At 74.9% G+C, this 21,957-nt stretch carries 18 protein-coding genes; 12 read left to right on the top strand and 6 right to left on the bottom strand.

Annotated features, from left to right (window positions below):
- Positions 1-3 precede the first annotated feature (3 nt).
- A complete protein-coding gene (locus AMK16_RS22115; protein ID WP_073918390.1) occupies positions 4-564 on the bottom strand; it encodes a hypothetical protein in 561 nt (186 codons plus the stop codon).
- 317 nt (positions 565-881) lie between these two features.
- Positions 882-1,661, bottom strand: a complete 780-nt coding sequence (locus tag AMK16_RS22110) for a DeoR/GlpR family DNA-binding transcription regulator (RefSeq protein WP_073918388.1) — start codon at positions 1,659-1,661, stop codon at positions 882-884.
- 166 nt (positions 1,662-1,827) lie between these two features.
- On the opposite strand from AMK16_RS22110, the gene AMK16_RS22105 reads away from it, so the two are divergent.
- Together AMK16_RS22105 and AMK16_RS22100 are read left to right on the top strand one after the other, a co-directional pair.
- The gene (locus AMK16_RS22105; protein WP_073918386.1) at positions 1,828-2,730 is read left to right on the top strand and encodes an SIS domain-containing protein; all 903 of its coding nucleotides are present in this window, start codon (positions 1,828-1,830) and stop codon (positions 2,728-2,730) included.
- Positions 2,727-3,563, top strand: a complete 837-nt coding sequence (locus tag AMK16_RS22100; RefSeq protein WP_073918384.1) for a class II fructose-bisphosphate aldolase — start codon at positions 2,727-2,729, stop codon at positions 3,561-3,563. Before AMK16_RS22105 ends, AMK16_RS22100 begins: the two co-directional genes overlap by 4 nt.
- 221 nt (positions 3,564-3,784) lie before the next feature.
- On the opposite strand, the gene AMK16_RS22095 is transcribed toward AMK16_RS22100, so the two are convergent.
- A complete protein-coding gene (locus tag AMK16_RS22095) occupies positions 3,785-4,336 on the bottom strand; it encodes a DinB family protein (RefSeq protein WP_079191654.1) in 552 nt (183 codons plus the stop codon).
- Positions 4,337-4,447: 111 nt separating this feature from the next.
- Between AMK16_RS22095 and AMK16_RS22090 the strand changes: the two genes are divergently transcribed.
- From AMK16_RS22090 to AMK16_RS22070, 5 genes are all read left to right on the top strand, one after another.
- Entirely contained in the window at positions 4,448-5,638 is a 1,191-nt protein-coding gene (locus tag AMK16_RS22090; protein WP_073918383.1) for an acyl-CoA dehydrogenase family protein, read from the top strand.
- 177 nt (positions 5,639-5,815) lie between these two features.
- A complete protein-coding gene (locus tag AMK16_RS22085; RefSeq protein ID WP_242438834.1) occupies positions 5,816-7,246 on the top strand; it encodes a hypothetical protein in 1,431 nt (476 codons plus the stop codon).
- Positions 7,247-7,440: 194 nt separating this feature from the next.
- Positions 7,441-8,379, top strand: a complete 939-nt coding sequence (locus AMK16_RS22080) for an oxygenase MpaB family protein (protein ID WP_073918381.1) — start codon at positions 7,441-7,443, stop codon at positions 8,377-8,379.
- Positions 8,361-10,646 carry a serine/threonine-protein kinase gene (locus tag AMK16_RS22075; RefSeq protein WP_073918380.1) on the top strand — a complete coding sequence of 762 codons (2,286 nt, stop codon included), beginning with the start codon at positions 8,361-8,363 and terminating at the stop codon, positions 10,644-10,646. The genes AMK16_RS22080 and AMK16_RS22075 overlap by 19 nt, the downstream gene beginning before the upstream one ends.
- Positions 10,643-12,232, top strand: a complete 1,590-nt coding sequence (locus AMK16_RS22070) for a phytoene desaturase family protein (protein ID WP_079191653.1) — start codon at positions 10,643-10,645, stop codon at positions 12,230-12,232. The genes AMK16_RS22075 and AMK16_RS22070 overlap by 4 nt, the downstream gene beginning before the upstream one ends.
- Positions 12,233-12,311: 79 nt before the next feature.
- On the opposite strand, the gene AMK16_RS22065 is transcribed toward AMK16_RS22070, so the two are convergent.
- Positions 12,312-12,761, bottom strand: a complete 450-nt coding sequence (locus AMK16_RS22065) for a nitroreductase family deazaflavin-dependent oxidoreductase (RefSeq protein ID WP_073918378.1) — start codon at positions 12,759-12,761, stop codon at positions 12,312-12,314.
- A gap of 74 nt (positions 12,762-12,835) precedes the next feature.
- Positions 12,836-14,008, bottom strand: coding sequence for an FAD-dependent monooxygenase (locus AMK16_RS22060; RefSeq protein WP_073918377.1), 1,173 nt, complete (start codon positions 14,006-14,008; stop codon positions 12,836-12,838).
- A gap of 77 nt (positions 14,009-14,085) precedes the next feature.
- Between AMK16_RS22060 and AMK16_RS38540 the strand changes: the two genes are divergently transcribed.
- Both AMK16_RS38540 and AMK16_RS22045 read left to right on the top strand, forming a co-directional pair.
- Entirely contained in the window at positions 14,086-14,952 is an 867-nt protein-coding gene (locus AMK16_RS38540) for a TetR/AcrR family transcriptional regulator (RefSeq protein WP_443333593.1), read from the top strand.
- Complete coding sequence (locus AMK16_RS22045; RefSeq protein WP_073918375.1) at positions 14,949-15,341, top strand: VOC family protein; 393 nt, start codon at positions 14,949-14,951, stop codon at positions 15,339-15,341. Before AMK16_RS38540 ends, AMK16_RS22045 begins: the two co-directional genes overlap by 4 nt.
- A gap of 197 nt (positions 15,342-15,538) precedes the next feature.
- On the opposite strand, the gene AMK16_RS22040 is transcribed toward AMK16_RS22045, so the two are convergent.
- Positions 15,539-17,299, bottom strand: a complete 1,761-nt coding sequence (locus AMK16_RS22040; protein ID WP_242438833.1) for a serine hydrolase domain-containing protein — start codon at positions 17,297-17,299, stop codon at positions 15,539-15,541.
- Positions 17,300-17,892: 593 nt separating this feature from the next.
- On the opposite strand from AMK16_RS22040, the gene AMK16_RS22035 reads away from it, so the two are divergent.
- From AMK16_RS22035 to AMK16_RS22025, 3 genes are all read left to right on the top strand, one after another.
- Complete coding sequence (locus AMK16_RS22035) at positions 17,893-19,008, top strand: NAD(P)H-dependent flavin oxidoreductase (protein WP_073918372.1); 1,116 nt, start codon at positions 17,893-17,895, stop codon at positions 19,006-19,008.
- A gap of 5 nt (positions 19,009-19,013) precedes the next feature.
- Entirely contained in the window at positions 19,014-20,567 is a 1,554-nt protein-coding gene (locus AMK16_RS22030) for an acyl-CoA synthetase (protein WP_073918370.1), read from the top strand.
- A gap of 211 nt (positions 20,568-20,778) precedes the next feature.
- On the top strand, positions 20,779-21,918 hold the full coding sequence (locus AMK16_RS22025; RefSeq protein WP_073918369.1) for a calcium:proton antiporter: 1,140 nt from the start codon (positions 20,779-20,781) through the stop codon (positions 21,916-21,918).
- The last annotated feature ends 39 nt before the right edge of the window (positions 21,919-21,957 follow it).

Raw genomic sequence — 21,957 nt, 5'->3', positions numbered from 1 at the left:
TGGTCAGCGGCCGCAGACCTGGTTGAAGGCGCGGTTGGCCGCCTGTGTCCAGGCCTGCCAGTAGGCGGCACTGTGCTGCTGGCCCTTGTCCGGCTTGGGGCGGGTGTTGCAGCTGGAGGCGGCCGCGGCCCGGCCCGCCTCGCCACCGGCCTGACGGCCCTGGGCGCGGTCGTCCCGGGAGTTCTGGGGAGTCGCCTTCGGGGTCGGCTGCGGGCTCTGCGGGTTCGGTGCCTTGACGACCCGGCAGTTCACGAAGGTGAAGTTCTGGTCCTCGTTGACCGCGAGGACCGTGTAGCTCACGTTCTTCTGGAAGCGCTTCAGCAGGAAGTGCCCGGTCGCGTCCACGCTCAGGGGCACCGTGGACTCCCCGTCGTTCAGGGTGCGCGGGGCCGTGAACCCCTCACCGGAGATGGTGACGGACGTCCCGTCCGCGGAGGGCGTGACCGTACAGCTGGCGGCCGGCACCGCCGCGCCGGCGGAGGGCGCGAGGACGACGGCGCCGCCGCACGCCACCGAGGAGACGAGCAGGGAAGTGATCACGGCGCGTCGGGTGCGTCGGTACATGAGGTGCTCCTGTCGGGGAGTCGAGGGGGAGCGCGGGACGGCCGCGGGAGGCCGCGGCACGGCCGCAGGGACGGGGCTGCGCATCGCCCCGGGCACGGGGTGACCGGCGGGGCGACGGCCCGCCCGCCGTCCCTCAGCCCCGGCTGCGCCTCCGGTTGCCGTGCGGCACGGCAACCGGAGGTATCCGGTAGTGCCCACCCCTTCATGCTCCCCCGGCCGTCACGGGGTGTCGACCGGGGTCGCCCCGGGCGGCCCGGCGCCGGGCCGCCCGGGGCGACCCCGGTCGGGTACGGTCACCTGCCGGGCGCCGGCGGGGTTCACACCCGCAGGACCTCGACGCCCGCCGTCTCGAACTGCGTGGCCACGGCCGCCGTCAGGCCGGTGTCCGTCACCAGGACGTCCACCGCGGCGGTCGCGCAGATCCGGGCGAAGGCGCGCACCCCGAGCTTGCTGGAGTCGGCCGCGATCACGACCCGGCGGGCCCGCTCGCACAGCAGGCGGTTGACCGACGCCTCGTCCTCGTGCCGGGTCGCCGCGCCGTCCACCGGGTCGAAGCCGTCCACGCCGAGCACCGCCGTGTCCACCGCGAGCTGTCCGAGCACCTGCTCGGCGAGGGGACCCGTCAGCTCGTAGGACTGGGGGCGTGCCACCCCGCCCGTGGTTACGATTTTGAACTGGGGCCGGATCACCAGTTCGCCCGCGATGTTGAGCGCGTTGGTCACCACCGTCAGCGCCGGGGAGCCGGAGGCCAGGTCCGGGCGGCCGGCCAGGGCCCTCGCCACCTCGGTGGTGGTGGTGCCGCCCGTCAGACCGATCACCTCGCCCGGGGTGATCAGCGCCGCCACGGCCTCGCTGATGCGCCGCTTCTCGGCGGCGCGGCGCGAGGTGCGGTAGCGCAGGGGGAGTTCGTAGCTGACCCCGTGCAGCACCGCGCCGCCGCGCGTGCGCACCAGCAGCTGCTGCTCGGCGAGCTGGTCGAGGTCGCGCCGGATGGTCGCGGCCGACACGCCCAGGGCCTCGGCGGCCGGCTCCACCTCCAGCCCGCCCCGCTCCACCAGCAGATCCAGCAGTGTCTGCCAGCGCTCCTTGCGGGTCACGGGCCGCCCCCTTCGGTGTCCTGTCGCATCCTGCCGCGTGCTCCATCGGCGTACCCGCCGACATTAACCCAGGCGCTCCGGCCACGGATGCTTGAAGTTGCGCGAAACTGCCGGATACCTTGCAGGAAAGCGCATCGCAGTCCGTCTGCCGCCCGAGGGAGCCCGCATGAGTCACGTCGCGCACGAATTGGGCACGCAGCCCGCATGCTGGGAGCGGGCCGCCGAACTGGCCCCGGCCCGGCGGGCGGTGCTGCCGCAGCCGGGGGAACGCGCCGCGATCGTCGGGTGCGGGACCTCGTACTACATGGCCCAGGCGGCCGCCGTGTTGCGCGAGGAGGCCGGCCAGGGGGAGACCGACGCCTTTCCCGCCTCCGAGTTCCCGCGCCACCGCCGCTACGACCGGGTCGTCGCGCTGACCCGTTCCGGGACCACCACCGAAGTGCTCGACCTGCTGGCCGCGCTCCGGGACGCGGGCGTGCCGACGACCGCCGTCACCGGCGATCCCGCCACGCCGGTGATGACCCTGGCCGACGAGCTCGTCGTCCTCGACTTCGCCGACGAGCGGTCCGTCGTCCAGACCCGCTTCGCCACCACCGCCCTCACCCTGCTGCGCGCCCACGCCGGGCTGCACACCGAGCGCGCGGTCGCCGACGCCCGCACCGCCCTCACCGAGCCGCTCCCCGCCGACCCGGCGAGCGCCGGCCCCTTCACCTTCCTGGGCCGGGGCTGGAGCGTCGGCCTCGCGCATGAGGCCGCGCTCAAGATGCGCGAAGCCTCCCTGTCCTGGGCCGAGTCGTATCCGGCGATGGAGTACCGGCACGGGCCCATCAGCGTCACCGGCCCCGGCGCCGTCACCTGGTCGCTCGACGGGGCCCCCGACGGGCTCGCCGAGCAGGTGCGGAGCACCGGCGCCCAATGGGTGGCCGGCCGGCTCGACCCCCTCGCCGAGCTGGTCCGCGTCCACCGCCTCGCCCTCGCCGTGGCCGCCCACCGGCAGCTGGATCCCGACGCGCCGCGCCACCTCACCCGCTCGGTGATCCTCACCGCCGGAGAGGAGGCCGTCCGATGAGCCTCGTCCCCGCGGGCACGCTGGTGCTGGAGGCGGCCGGCGCCGGCCGCGCCGTCGCCGCCTTCAACATCATCACGCTGGAGCACGCCGAAGCCGTCATCGCGGGAGCCGAGGAGGCCGGCCTGCCGGTGATCCTGCAACTGAGCGAGAACGCCGTGAAGTTCCGAGGGGGGCGGCTGCTGCCCATCTCCCGCGCCGCCGTGGCCTGCGCCGAGGCCGCGACGGTCCCCGTCGGCCTGCACCTCGACCACGTCAAGAGCCCCGAGCTGCTGCGCCAGGCCGGCGAGGCGGGCTACAGGTCGGTGATGTACGACGCCGCGCACCTGGCCTACGCCGAGAACCTGGAGGCGACCCGTTCCGCAGCCGACTGGGCGCACGCCAACGGGCTGTGGATCGAAGCCGAACTGGGCGAAGTGGGCGGGAAGAACGGCGCCGCCCCCCTGGACCCGCATGCGCCCGGCGCCCGGACCGACCCCGACGAGGCGCGTCGTTTCGTCGCCGACTCCGGGGTCGACGCGCTGGCCGTCGCCATCGGCAGCAGCCACGCCATGACCAGCCGGACGGCCGCCCTGGACCACGCGCTGCTGGCCCGCCTGGCGAAAACGGTCGAGGTGCCCCTGGTCCTGCACGGCTCCTCCGGACTGCCGGACGCGGAGCTCGCGGCGGCGGTCGCGGGCGGCATCCGCAAGGTCAACATCGGCACCGCGCTGAACGTGGCCATGACGCAGGCCATCCGCACCCACCTCACCCCGGCCGACCCCAGGCCCTACCTGACGGCCGCCCGCACGGCGATGGCGGCGACGGCCGCGGCCATGATCAGCGCGCTGAACTGACGCCGCTGAACTGGCGCCGCCGATCAGACGGTGGCGGACTGGGTTCGCAGCAAAAGGCGTTGGCGACGGGAGCCGGTCCCGGACGGCACGGACGGCGGCGGCCGGGGCGCCGGCGGCCGCGATTGGGCGCCGCGGCCCGCGGTTCGCATTCCGCGGCGGCGCCGCCGGGAGGGCCGATGGGGCCGGTCGGTCCACCTGTCCCTCCCTCCCGCCCGCCCGACTCAGATGCCCACGGCTCCGTCGATCCGCTCGCGGAGCAGATCGGCGTGCCCGTTGTGCCGGGCGTACTCCTCCACCATGTGGATCAGGACCCAGCGCAGTGACACCGTGCCGCGCCACGCGTCGTACCCCTCCACGTCCAGTCCGGGCGCCGCGGCCACGAGGTGCTCGGCGAAGGCCACTTCGGTGCGCCAGGCCTCCCACGCCGCCGCGACCGCCGCCGGACCGGCGGCGGCGCCGTCGAAGTCCCCGTCGGGTTCGGCCGACGAGGAGAAGCGGGGCAGCACGGGCTCGCCCGCCAGCACCCGGCGGAACCACCGGCGCTCGACATCGGCGAGGTGCCGGACCAGCCCGAGCAGCGAGAGCGTCGACGGCTCCACCGCCCGGCGCGCCAACTCCGGCTCCAGACCGGCGCACTTGAGCTCCAGAGTGGCGCGCTGATCGGCCAGGAAGGCCACCAGCATGCGTCGCTCGTCGCCGGTCGCGGGGCCGGTGAACCGGTCGTCCAGCTCGGGATCTACGAAGAACTCTGCTCTGCTCCGCGGGCTCGTCATACGGCCAGTATGAACGGCCGTACGCGGGTCCTTCCGCATTGTTGGAACAGGTTCTAATCTGTCCGCCGCCACCACAGCGACCGGCTGGACCGCGAGATTCCCGGAGGGGCCGTGCACCTCGAATACACGCCTGAGCAACAGCAGTTGCGCACGGAGCTGCGCGCCTACTTCGCCGATCTGGTGCCTGAGGACGTCTACGCCCGCTACCAGGACCCGGCCGCGCAGAAGCGGTTCTACCGCGAGACGATCCGGCGGCTGGGAGCCGACGGCTGGCTCGGGATCGGCTGGCCGAAGGAGTACGGCGGACGCGGGATGTCGCCGATGGACCAGTTCATCTTCTTCGACGAGGCCGCGCAGGCGGTCGTCCCGCTGCCCCTGATGGCGCTCAACACCGTCGGGCCGACCCTCATGCAGTTCGGCACCGAGGAGCAGAAGGCGTACTTCCTGCCCCGGATCCTCGCGGGCGAGATCGACTTCGCCATCGGCTACAGCGAGCCGGACGCCGGCACCGACCTCGCCGCCCTCACGTGCAAGGCCGTCCGGGAGGGCGATGAGGAGACCGGCACCTACGTCGTCAACGGGCAGAAAAGCTGGACGACCAACGGCGACACCGCCGACTGGGTCTGGCTCGCCGTCCGCACCGATCCGGACGCCCCCGCGCACAAGGGCATCACCATGCTCCTGGTGCCGACCTCCGACCCCGGCTACTCCTGCACCCTCATCAACACCCTGGCCTCGCACGACACCACCGCCAGCCACTACGAGGACATCCGGGTCCCCGCGAGCCGGCGCGTCGGCCGGGAGAACCAGGGCTGGCGCCTGATCACCAACCAGCTCAACCACGAGCGCGTCACCCTGGCCGCCCACGGCACGATGGCCATCCGGGCCCTGCACGACGTCCAGCGCTGGGCCGCGCAGACCAAGCTGGCCGACGGCCGCCGGGTCATCGACCTCGGCTGGGTCCGCGGCCGTCTCGCCCGCACGCACGCCCGGCTCGACGCGATGAAACTGCTCAACTGGCAGATGGTCAATGCGGTCCAGTCCGCCACCCTCACCCCGCAGGACGCCTCCGCGGTCAAGGTCTACGGCTCCGAGGCGCGCCGGGACGCGTACGCCTGGCTCATGGAGGTCGTGGGCGCGGCCGGATCCCTGAAGGACGGCTCCGCCGGCGCGGTCCTGCACGGCGAACTGGAACGCGGCTACCGCAGCGCCGTCATCTTCACCTTCGGCGGCGGCAACAACGAGATCCAGCGCGAGATCATCGCCTGGATCGGCCTCGGCATGCCCCGGGTCCGCCGCTGACGGGCCCGCGCGGGCGCGCGGATCGGCGCGCGGGTCCCCGGACGGTGCGGGTCGCGGGCGGCCCGGTGTTCCCGGGGCCGCGTCACACCATGGGCGCAACACAGAGCGCGCGGCGGGGGCGGCGCGTGTCCAATGGCCGGGAAGCGAACTTCCGCCTTGCCCGTCCCGGGGAGCGCTATGACCCAGCCGTCCGAGCCGCCCGAGCCGCCCGAGTCCTCCCGGCCGTCCGGTGATCCGCTGCCCGAGGCGCCCGGCGCGGCATCCGGCGGGGCCCCCGGCGGGGCCCCCGGCGGGGCGTCCCGGGCGGGCCGCACGCAGGATCGGGCGGGCCACACGGTGGGCCCGGCGGGCCACACGCAGGACCGGGCGGGCGGCTCGCGGGCGCGGCGCATCGCCGCCAGTACCGTCTCGGCGGTTCTGATCACGCTGACCTGCATCCTCGTACCCCTCTCGCTCCTCACCGTCTGGGTGCACGACATCGTGCTGGACACCGACCGGTACGTCGCCACCGTCTCCCCGCTCGCCTCGGACCCGGCGATCGAGGCGGCCGCCGTCCACCGCGTCACCGAAGCGGCCGGCGTCCGGGTCGACGGCGCCCGGGTCGCCTCGGACCTGGCGGGCTGGCTCCAGGCGCAGGGGCTGCCGCCCCGCGTCGGCACGGCCGTCAAGTCGCTGGGCCCGCAGCTGGACGCGGCCGTCGAAGCCGCCGTCTCCAAGGTCGCGACCCGCTTCGTCGAGAGCGACCGCTTCGAGACCGTCTGGACGACCGCCAACCGCGCGGCCCACTCCGCGGTGGTGCACGCGCTGACGGGCCACGGCCGCGGCGCGGTGGAGGTGGAGGGCGGCACCGTCACGCTCGACGTCGGCGCCGCCGTGGACAAGGTCAAGCAGGAACTCGTCGCGGCGGGCCTGTCCCCGGCGCAGAAGATCCCCGAGGTCGACAAGCAGATGGTGCTCTTCCAGTCCGCCGAGCTCGGGAAGATCAGGGGCGCCGTCCACCTCCTGGACGTGGTCGGCAACTGGCTGCCCGTCCTCACGGTGGTGCTCGGGACGATCGGCGTACTGCTGGCACGGCGGCGCCGGCGTGCCCTGGTGACCACCTCGCTGTGCGCGGCCGCCGCCTGCCTGCTCCTCGCCCTCGGCCTGGTCCTCGCCCGCCGCTACTACCTCGGCCACCTTCCGGCGCAGGTGCAGTCACCGGCCGCGGCGGCGGCGGTCTTCGACACCCTGGTGCGCTTCCTCAGGGTCGCCGTCCGGACCGCGGCGGTCCTCGGCGTCCTCGTGGCGCTGGGCGCCTACCTGTCCGGCGCCGGACGGCTGCCCCGCGGCGTGCGCGGCACCGCCGAGCGCGCGGCCGACTCCGCCGCCGGCTGGGGCGCCGCCCACGGCGTGCGCACCGGGCGCGCGGGCACCTGGGTGTCGGCCCACCGGCGCCCGCTGACCACCGGCGTGCTGCTGGTCCTGGCGCTGGTGTTCGCGCTGTGGAACCACCCGACGGTGCTCACCGTCCTGCTGCTGGTCCTGATCCTGCTGGTGGTGCTGGCCGTACTGGCCCTGCTGGCGGCCGGCGGCCGCGCCGGCAGCCGGCCGCGGGAGCCGGGAGCATGAGGGTCCGGAAGGCCCCGTACGGCCCGCAGGCGACGAGACGCACCGCCTCACCCCCGTACCGGCCCGACGGACGCGGCGGCCGGCCGGGACGGGACGGCCGCCGCGGCCGGTCCGTGCGGACCGCCGGCACCCTGGCCGGCGCGCCGTCCGCCTCGTAGGCTGGTCCGCCGGACGCCGGCGACAGGAGGTACGGGATGGGAAGCACCGCGGCCGCTCCCGACCCGGGGCTGTACGGGCCGTCCTCCGTCACCTGGCAGTGCCACGGCGACCCGGTGATGTGGATCGCCGGGGTCCGCGCGCTCTACCTCCAGGCACTGCACCCGCGGGCCGTCCGCGGCGTCATGGAGAACTCCGACTTCCGGCGCGACGCCTGGGGGCGGCTGCTGCGCACCGCCGACTTCGTGGGCACCCTCACCTACGGCACCACCGAGGCGGCCGAACGCGCCGGGGCGCGGGTCCGCGCGATCCACCGCGGGCTCTCGGCCACCGATCCGGACACCGGCGAGCGGTTCCCCGTCGACGACCCCGCCCTGCTGCTGTGGGTCCACTGCGCCCAGATCGACAGCTTCCTGCACGTCCTGCGCCGCTCCGGCGTTCCGCTCACCGCCGCCCAGGCCGACGCCTATGTCGACGAGAACCGGGTCAACGCCCGCCTCGTCGGCCTGGACCCCGGTGCCGTCCCCGCGGACACCGCCGCCCTGGCCGCCTACTTCGAGCAGGTCCGCCCCGCCCTGGCCGCCGGCCCCGACGCCCGTGCCGTGGACGACTTCCTGCGCGGACCACCCGTCCACCCCCTCCTCGTCCCTGGCCGAAACCTGCTGTGGCGGCCACTCGCCGGCCTCGCCTACGGCTCCCTCCCCGGCTGGGCACACCAGCTGTACGGGCGCCCCGCACCCGCACCACGCGACCTCACCCGCCGCCTGCGCCTCACCGGACACGCCCTGCGCAGCATTCCCGCAGGTCTGCGCTGGCAGCTGCCGCCAGGTCACATCTTGAAAGCGATGCGCCGCATGGGCCCCGGGAGTCGCCCCTCGGCGCACACACTGCGTACATCAGCGGCCATACTGGACGGGCCGGGGAGGGCGTGGCACGACGACGGGGGCGACTTCAAGACATGGCGGAGTCCAGACTGATCCAGGGCCGGTACCGGTCCCTCGACCTCATCGGCCGCGGCGGCATGGGCGAGGTGTGGCGCGCCCGGGACGAATCGCTGGGCCGGCAGGTCGCCGTGAAGTGCCTCAAGCCGATCGGGTCCGAGCAGGACGCCCACTTCACCCAGGTGCTGCGCGAGCGCTTCCGCCGCGAGGCGCGCGTCGCCGCGTCCCTGCAGCACCGGGGCGTCACCGTCGTGCACGACTTCGGCGACGACAGCGCGTCCGGCGGCCCCCTCTACCTCGTCATGGAACTCCTCGAAGGCCGCAACCTCAGCCAGCTCATGGAGGACAGCGAGACCCGCCCCCTGCCGGTGGACGTGGTCGTCGACGTCGCGGAGCAGCTGGCCGCGGCCCTCGGCTACACCCACGACCAGGGAGTGGTCCACCGCGACCTGAAGCCCGCCAACATCATGCGGCTCACCGACGGCACCGTGAAGATCTGCGACTTCGGCATCGCCCGCCTCGCCCACGACATCGGCTTCACCGCCAAACTCACCGGCGGCGGCATGGCCATGGGCACCCCGCACTACATGTCGCCCGAACAGATCGCGGGCGGCGAGGTCGACCACCGCAGCGACCTCTACTCCCTCGGCTGCGTCCTCTACGAGATCGCCACGGGCGCCCCGCCCTTCGACCTCGGCGACTCCTGGTCCGTCCTGGTCGGCCACCGCGACACCGCGCCCGTACCACCCCGCGAGCACCGGCCCGAACTGCCGGACTACTTCGAGCAGGTCGTCCTGGACCTCCTCGCCAAGTGCCCCGAGGACCGCCCCGCCGACGCGCGCCACCTGCACCGCCGCCTCGTCGAAGCACGCCTGGAACCCGGCGGCCCGCCCGCCGCCCGGCCTCCGCTCCCGGTGTGGGCCCGCGGGATGACCGCCGGCCGCAAGGCGGGGACCGAGGCCCGTCCCGCGAGCGGCGAATGGGCCGTGCTCACCGGCTCCTGGACGGCCGCGCGCACCGGCGAGCGCCCCGTCCTGCGCCCCGGCGGGGACCCTGTCCCGCGCACCGGCGAGCACCCCGTCCTGCGCCCCGGTGGGGACCCTGTCCCGCACACCGGCGGGCACCCCCTCCCGCGCACCGGCGGGCACCCCGTCCCGCGCACCGGCGGACTGTCCGTCCCGCTCCCCGGCGGCGGCCGGCCGGCCGGGCCGCGCCCGAGCGGCGGGCACGCCACCGCGGGCGGGGCCGGCCCCCGGCCGCTGGTCCGCCCCGCGCCCGACGAGGACCCGCGGCTCACGGCGGCCTACGGGATGCCGCGCTTCCCGGGCCCCCGGGAGGCCCACCCCGACGCCCTGGCCGCCGGCCACACGCGCGCCTTCTCCCTCAGCCGCGCCGGCCGCCCCGAAGAGGCGCTCGCCGCGTACGAAGCCGTGGCCGAAGGACGCGCCCGGGTCCTCGGGCCCGACCATCCCGACACCCTCGCGGCGCGCCAGGAGGCGGCGTACGAACTGAGCCGCCTCGGCCGCCACCCGGAGGCGTACGCCGTCTACCGCACGGTGCTCGTCGCCCGCGAGCGCACCATGGGGGCGCTCCACCCCGACACCTTGCGCTGCCGCCACAACCTGGCCTGCGCCCTGGGCGCGCTGGGCCGCTTCGCCGAGGCGCACACCGCCGCGGCCGCGGTCGCCGCCGACCGGGCGGCCGTGCTCGGAGCCGAGCACGCGGACACCCTGCTGACCCGCTACGAGGTGGCCTACGCGCTCGGCCGCCTGGACCGCTGGCAGGAGGCCCTCGCCGTCTTCCGCGAGGTCGCCGCCGTACGCGAACGCGTCCTCGGCCGCGACCACCCGGACACCCTCGCCGCGCGCTACGAGGCCGGCATCGCGCTCGGCCGTACCGGGAACAGTGCCCAGGCCCTCGACCTGTTCCGGGCGCTGGTCCGCGACCGCACCCGGGCCTACGGAGCCACCGACCCGGAGACGCTCAGGGCCCGCCATGTCCTCGGCGTCAACCTGGGCCGTCTGGAGCGCTGGGAGGAGGCGGTCGCCGAGGCGCGGCAGGTCGGCGCCGCCCGCGCCAAGGTGCTCGGCCCCGAGCATCCGGACACCCTGATCAGCCGCCGGGAACTGGCCGCCGGGCTCGGCCGGCTGGGCCGCTGGGAAGAGGCGTTGCCCATCTACCGGGACCTCGCGGGCATCCGGGAACGGGCCCTCGGGGACGAGCATCCCGACACCGCGCTGGCCCACGCCGACGAGGCCCACTGTCTGGAGCGGCTCGGCCAGGTGTGCTACCAAGAGCCATGACGGCGATGCGGGGCTCCGGCAGTTTCGGGCACGAGGTCTACGACGACGTGATCGTGGGCGGTGGTCACAACGGCCTGGTCGCCGCCGCGTACCTGGCCCGCGCCGGCCGCGCGGTCCTCGTCCTGGAACGGCTCGGGCACACCGGCGGAGCGGCCGTCTCCACCCGCCCCTTCGCCGGGGTCGACGCCCGTCTCTCGCGCTACTCGTACCTCGTCTCCCTGCTCCCCGCGAAGATCGTGCGGGATCTGGGCCTGCGCTTCGCGGTGAGACGGCGCACCGTGTCCTCGTACACGCCCACCCTGCGCGGCGGCCGCCCGGGCGGCCTGCTCGTCGGCGGCGGACAGACGCGCACCCGCGAGTCCTTCGCGCGGCTGACCGGCTCGGACCGGGAGTACGAGTCCTGGCGCGCCTTCTACGGCACGACGGGCCGGATCGCCCGCAAGGTCTTCCCGACCCTGACCGAGCCGCTGCCCACCCGCGGGGCGCTGCGGGCCCGCGTCGACGACGACGCGGCCTGGCGGATGCTGTTCGAGGAGCCCCTCGGGCAGGCGGTGGAGCGGCACTTCGCCGACGACCTCGTGCGGGGCGTGGTCCTGACCGACGGGCTCATCGGCACCTTCGCGGACGCCCACGACCCCTCGCTCGCGCAGAACCGCTGCTTCCTCTACCACGTCATCGGCGGCGGCACCGGGGACTGGGACGTGCCCGTCGGCGGCATGGGCGCGCTCACCGACGCGCTGGCCGGGGCCGCCCGGGCGGCCGGGGCGGAGATCGCCACCGGGCACGAGGTCCTGCGGATCGACACGGACGGCACGGCACCTGCCGAGGTGGTGTTCCGTACGGCGCTGGGGGAGGGACGCGTCGTCGGCCGCTCGGTCCTGGTGAACGCCTCGCCGCGGGCGCTGGCCGAACTCCTCGGCGAGGCACCGGGGGAGCCGGCGCCCGAAGGGGCCCAGCTCAAGGTCAACATGCTGCTGCGCCGCCTGCCCCGGCTGAAGGACTCCGCCGTCGACCCGCGCGAAGCCTTCGGCGGCACCTTCCACATCGCCGAGGGCTACGCCGAACTCGCCAGGGCCTACGCCGAGGCCGCGGCTGGCGAACTGCCGTCCGTACCGCCCTCGGAGATCTACTGCCATTCCCTGAGTGACCCGACGATCCTCGGACCGGAGCCGGCGGAACAGGGCTACCAGACGCTCACGCTCTTCGGGCTGCACGCCCCGGCGCGGCTGTTCGGGCACGACAACCGGCAGGCGCGCGAGGTGCTGCTGACCGCGACCCTCGCCCAGCTGGACCAGCACCTGGCCGAACCGCTCACCGACTGCCTGGCCTTCGACGCGGACGGGCGGCCCTGCATCGAGGCCAAGACCCCGCTCGACCTCGAACGCGAACTGCGCCTGCCCGGCGGCCACATCTTCCACGGGGACCTGTCCTGGCCGTACGGGCCCGAGGACACCGAGGGAGCGGGCCGGTGGGGCGTGCGGACCGCCCGCCGCAACGTCCTGTTGTGCGGTGCGGGGGCGGTGCGCGGGGGCGGGGTCAGCGGTATCCCCGGGCACAACGCGGCGATGGCGGTGCTGGGACACTGACCGGTCGGGAGCCCGGCTGCCGCACGGCCGGGCTGCCGTGCGGGGGAGCCTGCCGCGGGCCGGCTGCCGGGCGGTCCCGCTAGCGCACGGGCTCGATGACCACGATCGGGATCTCGCGGTCGGTCTTGGCCTGGTACTCGTCGTAGGCGGGCCAGTGGCCGACCATCACCGGCCAGTACGCGGTACGCTCCTCGGCGCTCGCGGTGCGGGCAGAACCCTGGAGGACCTCGGGTCCGACCTGGATGCGGACCTCGGGGTTCTCGGTCAGGTTCCGGTACCACAGCGGGTGCGCCGGGTCGCCGCCCTTGGAGGCGACGACGAGGTAGCGGCCGTCGGCCTCGCCGTAGATGAGGGGGGTGCGCACCGGATTGCCGGAGACCCGGCCCACGGTGGTGAGCAGGAGCGTCTGGGTGCCGTTCCAGTGGTGGCCTTCGGCTCCGTTCGACTCCACGTACAGCTTGACGTGGTCGCGCTGCCAGGTCCCCGGGCGGGGGTCGGTCGGGTGGTCCCAGTCGATGTCGGTGGTCATGTGACTCTGCCTTCCTTCGTGTTGAAAGGTCAACGAACCTCACCAACGAGAGTCCCTGCCCCGGGGCACGGGGATCATGCCGCAGGGGTGAGTGCCGCGGGGAGCGCGAAGCCGTCGAAGAGGTCGTCCAAGGCCCGCCGTGCGAGGCGGGCGGGGGTGACGCGGACGGCGAGGTCCCGGGCGGCGCGCGCCAGGGGGTGGCTGAATGCCGCGGCCCGGCCGACCCGGCGGGCGCGGACGCGGATGGCGTCGGTGCGGGCGCAGCGGGCCGCGCTGTAGGCGGCGAGGGCGGCCGGCAGGTCCCGCGCGTCCGCCAGATGGGCCAGGACGGCGGCGTCCTCGATGGCCTGGCAGGCCCCTTGGCCGAGGTTGGGCGTCATGGCGTGGGCGGCGTCGCCGAGCCAGGCGACGCGGCCCCGGTGGTAGCGGGGGAGCGGGGCGGCCAGGTCGTACAGGTCGTGCTGGAGCACGGCCGCCGGGTCGATCCGCTCCAGCAGGGCGGGGATCGGGTCGTGCCAGGCGCCGAAGCGGGCCAGCAGTTCGCGGCGCAGGTCCGCGGGCCGGTACCCCTCGGGGACGACGGCGGTGGCATAGAGGTACACCCGGCCGTCGGCGAGCGGGACGATCCCGAAACGTTCGCCGCGGCCCCACGTCTCGGCGGCCGCCGTCCCGGCCGGGCCGCCGGGACCGGCGGGCAGGACGGTGCGCCAGGCGGTCTCCCCGCTGTGGCGCAGGCCCGGGTGGTCCGGGAAGTAGTGCCGGCGCAGGGGGCTGTGGATGCCGTCGGCGGCGACGACGAGGTCGGCCTCCAGGTCACCGCTGGCGGTGCGGACCACCGGGCTGCCGTCCGCGTCGTCCACGGCGGTGACCGCGGCCCCGTAGCGGACCGTGCCGCCGGGCAGCCCGGCGGCCAGGGCGGCGGCGAGGGCCGCGCGGTGCACCGCGAGCGGCGGCCGGCCGTACCGGGCGGCCAGCGCGGCGGTGTCGGCGCGGCTGAGCAGGCGGCCGTCGGGGCGGCGCAGGCCCATGGCGGCGGGGACGGCGCGCCCCGCGGCGCGGGTGGCGTCGAAGCCGATGGTGTCGAAGGCGCGCAGGGCGTTGGGGGCCAGGACGATGCCGGCGCCGGCGGCCGTCGGCCCGTCCGCCCGCTCGCACACGGTGACCCGCCAGCCGCGGCGGTGCAGGGCCAGGGCCGCGCTCAGCCCGCCGATCCCCGCACCCGCCACGACCGCATGACGCTGTGACATGTCGCCTCCCTCGCCGAACTCCTCCTCTACATCCGTAGAGGAGGAGTGAGGTCACTCTACAGCTGTAGAGTGACATCATGTCCACCCCCGAGCGCGGCCCCGACCGCAGGACCCTCATCGCGGACACCGCGATCGACCTCGTCGCCGCGGGCGGGCTGCGGGCCCTGACCCACCGGGCGGTCGACGGCGCGGCGCGGCTGCCGGCGGGCAGTACCTCGTACTACTTCCGGACGCGGACGGCGCTGATCGCCGCGTGCTACCAGCGGCTGGCCGACCTCGACCTCGCCGACCTCGACCTCGCCGGGCCCGGCCTCACCGGTCCCCGCCTCACCGACCTCGACCCCGCCGACCCCACCGGTCCCGGCCTCACCGACCTCGACCCCGCCGGTCCCGGCCTGACGGGTGCGGGCTCCGGCCCTGACGCCGCGGGCCGCGGATCCGGGGGCCCCGGCGCCGCGGCCCGCGGATCCGGCGGCCCCGACGCCGTACTCGACGACGACGCCTGCCCCGGGGGTCCGGACACGGGCACGTCCGGTCCTGACAGGGCCGGGCGGCCGCGCCCGCCGGGCGACCGGGACGCGGCCGCCGTGGCGCTCGCCGCGCTGCTGCACCGCTGGCTGACGTCGGGGCGGGCGCGGCAGCTGGTCCGTTTCGAACTGAGCCTGGAGGCGGCCCGCCGACCCGAACTGGAGCCGGACCTCCACCGGGCGGGCCGGGGGGCGCGGACCCGCGCCGCGGGGATCCTGGCCGCCCTGGGCGCGGACCGGCCCGAGGAGGCCGCCGATCTGCTGGTCGCCTGGACCGACGGGCTCCTGTACGACCGCCTGGCAGGCGCCACGGCCCGCTCCCGCCCGGCACCGGATCCGGCCGAACTGGCCTCCGTCGCCCGGCGGATGATCGATGCGGTGCTCCCGCCCGTCGGGCGCCCCGGGGTCCGGTCGTGATCGCTGCACTGCAGTGCGTGGTCCTGGACTGCCCCGACCCGCGCGCGCTCGCCGATTTCTACCGGGCGCTGCTGGGCGGCGCCGTCAACCGGCCGGACCCGCGGTGGTCGGTCGACGAGGAATGGGCGACGCTGCACGCGCCCTCCGGCCTGGTCCTCGCCTTCCAGCGGGTGGCGGACTTCCGTCCGCCGCGGTGGCCCGACCCGGCCCGCCCCCAGCAGTTCCACCTGGACTTCGGCGTGTCCGATCCGCAGGCGGCGCAGGAGCAGGTGCTGGCGGCCGGCGCCACGCTGCTCGACCAGGATCCGGCCCACGGCGACTGGCGCGTCTACGCCGACCCGGCGGGCCACCCCTTCTGCCTGGTCCGCCACCGGCCGGACACGCCCTGAGGGCTTTCCCGTAACCCCCGGCGGGCGCACCACGCCGGCTACGGCCGCGTCTCCCCCGGCTACCGCCGGGAGGTACCCCGGCGTTGGCGGAATGCCCGATCGTGCTCGAATGCGCCCAGGGTGGGGGCGCCCTCCGCCTGGCGATGCACCGCATCCGACACCGCGCGCCGATCCACCGGGGATTGCGGGAACGGCCCTCAGTCGGCCGAGCGGGTCCAGCCCGTGGCCGTGACGCGGGCGGCGTCGGCGGGGCGGTCCTCCGCGAAGAGCAGGCGCCCCGGCTCCGCCACGCGGACGAGGTCCACGTAGACGCCCCGCCCCACGTAGCGGCCGCTCGTGCGGTGGCGCAAGCGCAGCCGCACCTCCCGGCCCGCCCAGGCAGCCGTCAGGGGCGCCTCCAGGCGGTGCCAGACGCGGCCCGACCAGCCGCCCGCCGCGCCCCGCGGCCAGGGCTCGGCCGCACCGCCGGTGGACCGCACCGTGGTGAAGGGCAGGGGCTCCCAGGTCTCCCCGTCCGGCGAGGTCTCCAGGTGGAAGGAGCCCTCGCCGGGCACCGTGTCCCACCAGACGGCGCAGCGCAGCCGAGCCGACGCGGTCGCCGGGGTGAGCGGCGGCAGGGTCAGGGTTCCGGAGGTCCCCGGGGTGGTCCCGGAGAACCACGCCGGGCCGCCGTGCCTCGTACGGACCGGGACGGCGCGGGCGAAGCGGTTGCCGACGGCGACCCGCGGCGCGCTGCCGGCCCGCCAGGTGCGCACCGGATGGACGGCGTTGCCCAGCAGGATCAGGAAGGAGTCGGTGGACGGGTCCAGGACGAGGGAGGTGCCGGTGAAGCCGGTGTGGCCGGCCGAGTGGGGCGTGGCCATGGCCCCCATGTACCAGTGCTGGTAGAGCTCGAACCCGAGTCCGTGGTCGTCGCCCGGGAAGGCGGTGTTGTAGTCGGTGAAGAGCAGTTCGACGGAGGCGGGGCGCAGGATGCGCCGGCCCGCGTAGGCTCCGCCGTCGAGCAGGGCGCGGGCGAGGACGGCGAGGTCCCAGGCCGTGCCGAAGATCCCGGCATGGCCGGCGACTCCGCCGAGCGCGTGCGCGTTCTCGTCGTGGACCTCGCCCCACACCAGCCCGCGGTCCAGGCCGGACCAGGGCGGGCGCTGCACTTCGGTGGCGGCGATGCCGCGGCGCCAGGAGGGCGGCGGGTTGTACCGGGTGCGGTGCATCCCGAGCGGAGCGGTGATCTCGTCGTGGAGCAGGGCGTCCAGAGTGAGATCGGTGATCCGTTCCAGGAGCAGCTGGAGCGCGATGAGGTTCAGGTCCGAGTAGCGGTACACCGACCCGGGGGTCTCCTGGGGCCGCACCGACCACAGCAGCCTCAGTCGGCCTTCGCGCGTGGACTCCTGGTAGAAGGGCGCCCAGGAGCGGAGCCCCGAGGTGTGTGTGAGCAGCTGACGGACCGTGATCAGCTCCTTGCCGCCGCCCGTGAATTCCGGCAGGTAGCGCCGCACCGGAGCCTCCAGCTCCAGCCGGCCGCGCTCCATCTGCTGCACGGCCAGGATCGAGGTGAACAGCTTCGTCAGCGAGGCCAGGTCGAAGACCGTGTCCTGTGCCATCGCGATCCGTTCGGCGGCCGGGAACTCCCGGGCCCGGTCGGTCCGCCCGTCGTAGTCCGCGTACCGCACGGCGTCGCCCATGGCGCGGTGCAGGGCGACGGTGCGGCCGCGCCCGGCCAGGACCACCGCCCCCGCGTAGTAGGGGTGTTCGGGGGAGGGGCCGAGGAACCGCCGCGCCTCGTCCGCCACCCCCTCCAGGTGGCTCTCCAGCAGGCCGGCCTGGCGCGCGGAGCCGTAGCGCAGCCGCAGCCCCTGGAGCGCGCGGCGCTCCGCCGGGCTGCCCGACGCGCCGGCGCTGCCGGGGAGCGCGGCGTGCAGGACCAGCACCCCGCCGAGCGCGAGCAGGCGCGCCCCCAACCGCCGCCGCGTCAACCCCCGCCCACCACCACCCCGTCCGACGCCCACCCACCCGGCCCGGGGGCCGCCCTCCCGCCCACGCCCGTGCCCGTCCCGGATGCCGTCTGCCTGCGCGGGCCCGTGCCCGTCTGCCTCCCCGGGCCCACCCGCGCCCACCCGTCGGGGCCTGCGCTTGTCCGTCTGCTCGTGCCCGTCCGCCTGCCCGTGCCCGTCCACCCGCTCGTGTCCGTGTCCGTGCCCCCGTCCCCGGCCCTCCGTTCGTTCCCTGCCGGCGTCCGCCGCCGCCGCGGCCCCCGTGTCCGTTGCCATGTCCGGCCCTCCTGTCCGCTGCCCGCCGCACGATTCCCGCTGCTCACGTGTGCGCCCGCCGTCCGCCGTGCAACCGGGGCGCGCCGCCGCCCGGGGCGCGCGGGCGGACGCCCTCCCCGGCCCGGCCACCCCGAGGTCCGCCGAGCGCGCCGCAGGCGCCCCCGCACGCTAGTGGTATCTGCCCGCCCGCCGGTCCCCGTCCGCACCGACTGGGCCCCAAAGAATCTGACACTGCATCAGAAAACCTCTTCCCTCGGCCGCCGGGCTGCGGCATCCTGCCGCCCATGGAGACGGAGCTGAGCCAAAAACTGGGGATCGAACACGCCATCTTCGGCTTCACGCCCTTCCCGGCGGTGGCGGCCGCCATCACCCGGGCCGGCGGATTCGGCGTACTCGGCGCGGTCCGCTACACCGCGCCCGACGACCTCAAGCGCGACCTCGACTGGATGCAGGCGCACACCGACGGCAAGCCCTACGGCCTCGACGTCGTGATGCCCGCCAAGAAGGCCGTCGACGGCATCAGCGAAGCCGACATCGAGGCGATGATTCCGGCCGGACACCGCGCCTTCGTCCGCGACGTCCTCGCCAAGCACCACGTGCCCGAACTCGCCGAAGGCGAGGCGTCCGGCTGGCGGATCACCGGCTGGATGGAACAGGTCGCCCGCAACCAGCTCGACGTCGCCTTCGACTACCCCGTCAAACTCCTGGCGAACGCCCTCGGTTCCCCGCCGGCCGACGTCATCCGGCGCGCCCACGACCGCGGAGTCCTCGTGGCCGCGCTCGCCGGCAGCGCCAAACACGCCCGCCGCCACGCCGAAGCGGGCATCGACGTCGTCATCGCCCAGGGGTACGAGGCCGGCGGCCACACCGGCGACATCGCCACCATGGTCCTCGTTCCCGAGGTCGTCGAAGCCGTCGCCCCGCTCCCGGTCCTCGCCGCCGGCGGCATCGGCAGCGGCGAACAGATCGCCGCCGGCCTCGCCCTCGGCGCCCAGGGCGCCTGGCTGGGCTCCCTCTGGCTCACCACCACCGAAGCCGACCTCCACTCCCGCGCGCTCACCGAGAAGATCCTCGCGGCCGGCTCCGGAGACACCGTCCGCTCCCGAGCCCTCACCGGCAAGCCCGCCCGCCAGCTGCGCACCGAGTGGACCGACGCCTGGGACGACCCGGAGGGCCCCGGCGCGCTCCCCATGCCCCTCCAGGGACTCCTCGTCGCCGAGGCCGTCTCCCGCATCCAGAAGTACGAGGTCCAGCCGCTGCTCGGCACCCCCGTCGGCCAGATCGTCGGCCGGATGACCACCGAACGCAGCGTCCAGGCGGTCTTCGACGACCTCACCAGCGGCTTCGAACGCGCCATCGACCGCATCAACCGCATCGCCGGCCGAGCCCGAGAGGCGTGAGCACCATGACCGACACGGCACCCAACGGCTTCTGGTCCCAGGCCGCCGCGGACCCCCGGCGCACCGTCCTGGTGACCCCCGACGGCGAGGAGTGGACCGCCGGCCGTCTCCACGCGGACGTCAACCGGCTGGTCCACGGCCTGCGCGCCGCGGGCATGGAAAAGGGGGACGTCTTCGCCGTCGTCCTCCCCAACGGCGTCGAGTTCCTCACCGCCTACCTCGCCGCCTCCCAGGCCGGCTTCTACCTCGTGCCCGTCAACCACCACCTGGTCGGCCCCGAGATCGCCTGGATCGTCTCCGACTCCGGCGCCAAGGTCCTCATCGCCCACGAACGCTTCGCCGGGGCCGCCGCCGCCGCGGCCGACGAGGCGGCCCTGCCCGCGAGCCACCGCTACGCGGTCGGAGCCGTGCCGGGCTTCAGGCCGTACGCCGAACTCCTCGACGGGCGGCCCGCGACGCCCCCCGGAGAGCGCACCCTCGGCTGGGTCATGAACTACACCTCCGGCACCACCGGCCGCCCCCGCGGGATCCGCCGGCCGCTGCCCGGCAAGCTCCCGGAGGAGACGTACCTCGGCGGCTTCCTCGGCATCTTCGGCATCCGCCCCTTCGACGGCAACGTCCACCTGGTCTGTTCGCCGCTCTACCACACGGCGGTCCTGCAGTTCGCGGGCGCGGCCCTGCACATCGGGCACCCGCTGGTCCTGATGGACAAGTGGAGCCCCGAGGAGATGCTGCGCCTGATCGAGCACCACGCCTGCACGCACACCCACATGGTCCCCACGCAGTTCCACCGGCTCCTGGCCCTGCCGCAGGAGACGAAGGACGCCTATGACGTGTCCTCGATGCGGCACGCCATCCACGGCGCCGCCCCCTGTCCCGACCACGTCAAACGGGCGATGATCGAGTGGTGGGGCCGGTGCGTGGAGGAGTACTACGCGGCGAGCGAGGGCGGCGGCGCCTTCGCCACCGCCGAGGACTGGCTGAAGAAGCCGGGAACCGTCGGCAAGGCCTGGCCGATCAGTGAACTGGCCGTCTTCGACGACGACGGCAACCGGCTGCCCGCAGGGGAACTGGGCACCGTCTACCTGAAGATGAACACCGGCGGCTTCAGCTACCACAAGGACGAGGGGAAGACGAAGAAGAACCGGATAGGCGACTTCTTCACCGTCGGAGACCTCGGCCTGCTGGACGAGGAGGGCTACCTCTTCCTCCGCGACCGCAAGATCGACATGATCATCTCGGGCGGCGTCAACATCTACCCCGCCGAGATCGAATCGGCCCTGCTGACCCACCCGGCGGTCGCCGACGCCGCTGCCTTCGGCATCCCGCACGCCTCCTGGGGCGAGGAGGTCAAGGCCGTCATCGAACCGGCGGAGGGTTTCGAGGCGGGCGACGCGCTGGCCGCGGAGATCCTGCGCCACTGCGAGCGGCAGCTCGCCGGCTACAAGCGCCCCAAGACGGTCGACTTCATCGAGACCATGCCGCGCGATCCGAACGGCAAGCTCTACAAGCGCCGGCTCCGCGAGCCCTACTGGGAGGGCCACGAGCGCGCGATGTGACGCACCGTGCGCGATGTGACGCGTCCTGCGCACGTGATGCCTCGTGCGCAAGTGACGCGCCGCGCCCGAGGTGACGCGCGGAGCCGCTCCGCCGGGGCGGCGGGCCCGCCGCCCCCGGAGACCCGCAGACCCCCGTGAGACGCGCCACGTCAGGGCTACCGGCACGTGCCGCGCCCCGCACCGGCGGGCTTCTTCTGGCAAGTTGGCTGATATGAGTACGGCAACGAACAAATCCCCCCGGACCGACTGGACCGTCCTGGTCCCCGTGGTGGCGCTCGTCGCACTCGTCTTCAGCTGGGGACGCGATCTGCCGGGACTCGCGGTGGTGCTGGTCTCCCTCTGCCTGGCCGGCGCGGTCCTCGCCGCCGTCCACCACGCGGAGGTCGTGGCCCTCCGTGTCGGCGAACCCTTCGGCTCCCTGGTCCTGGCCGTCGCCGTCACCGTCATCGAAGTGGCGCTCATCGTCACCCTGATGGCCGACGGCGGCGACAAGACCGCCTCCCTGGCCCGGGACACGGTCTTCGCCGCCGTCATGATCACCTGCAACGGCATCGTGGGCCTGTCCCTGCTCGTCGGCGCCCTGCGCAACCGCGTCGCCGTCTTCAACGCGGAGGGCTCGGGCGCCGCCCTGGCCACCGTCGCAACCCTGGCCGTCCTCAGCCTCGTCCTGCCGACCTTCACCACCAGCAAGCCCGGCCCGGAGTTCTCCGCCGCGCAGCTGACCTTCGCCGCCGTCGCCTCGCTCGCCCTGTACGGCCTGTTCATCGCCGTCCAGACCGTCCGGCACCGGGACTACTTCCTGCCCGTGGACACCCACCGCATCCGCCGGGAGGCGGCCCGGGCCGCCGCGGCGGCGGCCGCCGGCGAGGACGAGGACCACGCCGAGCCCCCCACCGCACGCGCCGCCCACATCAGCCTCGGCCTGCTGCTGGTCGCGCTCGTCGCCGTCGTCGGCAATGCCAAGGCCGTCTCGCCGACCATCGAGGAGGGCGTCGCCCGGGCGGGCCTGCCCAACGCGGTCGTCGGCGTCATCATCGCGCTCCTGGTGCTGCTGCCCGAGACCCTCGCCGCCGTCCGCGCCGCCCGCCGCGACCGCGTCCAGACCAGCCTCAACCTGGCCTACGGTTCGGCCATCGCCAGCATCGGCCTGACCATCCCGGCCATCGCGCTGGCCTCGATCTGGATGTCCGGTCCGCTGCTGCTCGGCCTCGGACCCGTCCACATGGTGCTGCTCACCCTGACCATCGTGGTCAGCGCCCTCACCATCGTGCCGGGCCGCGCCACCCTGCTCCAGGGCGGCGTCCACCTCGTGCTGTTCGCGGCCTTCCTCTTCCTTGCCGTCAGCCCGTGAGCGGCCCGGGGCGAAGGCCCTGGGACGAGCCCCGGGCCG

Source organism: Streptomyces sp. CB00455 (genome assembly GCF_001905445.1).
Classification (GTDB): domain Bacteria; phylum Actinomycetota; class Actinomycetes; order Streptomycetales; family Streptomycetaceae; genus Streptomyces.
This window is presented reverse-complemented; position numbering and strand designations above follow the sequence as displayed.